The sequence below is a fragment of the Vibrio sp. V43_P6S15P86 genome (assembly GCF_009904725.1).
Classification (GTDB): Bacteria; Pseudomonadota; Gammaproteobacteria; order Enterobacterales; family Vibrionaceae; genus Vibrio; species Vibrio diabolicus.
Genome location: NZ_WXWT01000183.1, coordinates 1 through 2,233, shown reverse-complemented (window position 1 = coordinate 2,233; position 2,233 = coordinate 1). Strand labels below are relative to the sequence as shown.

At 43.5% G+C, this 2,233-nt stretch carries 2 protein-coding genes and 1 pseudogene; 1 reads left to right on the top strand and 2 read right to left on the bottom strand.

Annotation, left to right across the window (positions count from 1 at the left end; translation table 11 throughout):
• Positions 1-629 (top strand): IS256 family transposase (locus CAG69_RS07980; RefSeq protein WP_161443598.1); only part of this gene is annotated, 629 nt, incomplete at its 5' end.
• 75 nt (positions 630-704) lie between these two features.
• On the opposite strand, the gene CAG69_RS07975 is transcribed toward CAG69_RS07980, so the two are convergent.
• A complete protein-coding gene (locus tag CAG69_RS07975; protein ID WP_237668050.1) occupies positions 705-1,988 on the bottom strand; it encodes a relaxase/mobilization nuclease domain-containing protein in 1,284 nt (427 codons plus the stop codon).
• 31 nt (positions 1,989-2,019) lie between these two features.
• Positions 2,020-2,233 (bottom strand): annotated as a pseudogene (locus tag CAG69_RS07970) (chromosome segregation ATPase); the annotation flags it as partial.

The following is a 2,233-nucleotide window of genomic DNA, read 5'->3' as shown; positions in this document are numbered from 1 at the left end:
GTAAGAAGGAATTGCTTGGCCTGTACCTATCCGAGTCAGAGGGGGCAAACTACTGGCTGTCAGTGCTAACGGATCTACATAACCGTGGCGTTGAAGATATCCTGATTGCTTGCGTGGATGGCCTTACTGGCTTTCCAGAAGCTATCTCGACTATTTACCCTGATACCGAGGTCCAGCAATGCGTTATTCACCAGATCCGCAGCTCAATAAAGTACGTCGCTTCCAAGCACCAGAAGGAATTCATGACGGACCTGAAAACTGTCTACCGGGCTGTCAGTAAAGAAGCAGCAGAGATAGAACTGGATCGTTTAGAATCGAAATGGGGCCAACAGTATCCGATTGTGCTGCGTTCTTGGGGGAACAAATGGGCAAACCTATCGGTTTACTTTAAGTATCCAGAGTACGTTCGAAAGGCTATCTACACGACAAATTCCATCGAGGCGGTACACCGTCAGTTCCGTAAATTGACTAAAACTAAGGGTGGTTTCCCGAACGAAAACAGCTTGCTTAAGCTGCTATATGCTAGGATATTGAATGCATCTAAGAAATGGACAATGCCAATCCAGAACTGGAATATGACATTGTTTCAACTGGCGATTCACTTCGATGGGCGCCTGGATGATGTCTAGATATCTAGCCAAAATTAGCTGACACAGAATTCTGAACGCCCTCTTAATAAGTGAGGCTCTCTGAGCCTCACTCTTCTAACTACCCAATGTCTGTTTAACGATAGAGCTCTTTTCATGCTGCGCTATTGCCAGTTCATTTAAAGGTGTAATCGAGAGTTTAGAATTATTATGAAGAGAATACTCGAAGACAGCCAGTATTAGATGGTAGAACAAGTTGTTTATCTTACTGGATGCAGTGTAGATGCCTCGTTCACACTCATAAATAGCTCTAACGATAGCTTTGTCCCTTGTTGACCGTATTCGTTTCACATACTCGAACCAATACTCAATGTGTTCTTGCAGCGCTAGTTCATGTGCTTTAGCGAACGAAAATAAAAGGTAGTGAAATTGTTGATACTCATATTCTGTTAGTTGTTTTTTTAATTTGTCACAATGGTCAATAGCTTGCTGCCGAATGGTTTTAAAGTGAGTTGTGGCTTGCTCGATTTCTCTCTGATGTTTGTTGTAGTTGTTGATTAATAAGGAATCAGAATCTAACACATCATTTTTGATGAGTTTGCCAAGTGTGTACTTATTCCCACTACGTAGTGACGAGCCTGCAAAACGATACTGATAGAATCGATAAGCGATGCCTTTGAACCGAGTGTTTGTGTCGTCAGGAATTAGCTCTATTTCAATACCTTGTTTGAGCAGTGCTGTTTCAAATTGAGTCAGTGAAGATGAGGGGGGCAGAGTACGAATGGCTGAATCCACTTTTCTTCTCATCATGTGAATAACGGTTTTCTCTTTTTCGCCTTGTACATCAGAGTCGTAACTTGAGTGCAGCTTCCCTGAGCTTTGCACGGTTTGTAACCCTAGCGTAACTTCTTGCTCCCTCATAATTTCTTGCGCTTTGAGGTGTGATTGCCAGTTCGAAATGATTTTACCTGTCAGTAAATCAGTCGTAGACGCTACAATATGGATGTGTTCATTGTCGGTATCGCAGTGTTTGAATGCGATATAACGAGCATTTCCATACCCTAGGTGCGTCATGAGCTTTTTAATTGTCTTTCGCCATTGGACTGGGGGCAACTGTTCCCCTTCCGCTAGGGAGACAACAAAGTGGCGAAAGGGCTGTTTCGTATTAGTATTAGCAAGATAAGCGCTTTGCAGTTCAGCAATGGCGCGCCTCCAGTCAATATCTCTGGCGTCTTGGCGCTCTGCGCCAAGGGGAACAGAAGCAATTTCGTTCGCGCAGATGAATTGTGATGCTCCCCCGAGGATGTCACTTTTTGAGTGACTTGAAGAATACTCGATCAGAAGTGTGACGTCGTCACTTTTCTTTGCGCTATACCGAACTAACTGCGTGGCATCATGCATAGTTTGTTTATCATTCTTACATTTCAATTCCTCAAATATCATCGCTGGCGTTCTCTTGTTCAAGTTTACGACGGTAAAGCTCACGTAAGGCACGGCTATCCAGAAATTGCATTGCTAACAGCTCGGCAGTTTGAGAATTATGTGCATCGATAGCGAGGTTTCGGGTGAGTTGTAAATTCTGTTTTAGTTCATACAGAGCATCACCCAGTTGATGGGCAATTTCATGGTCGTAAAGGGGGTTATCT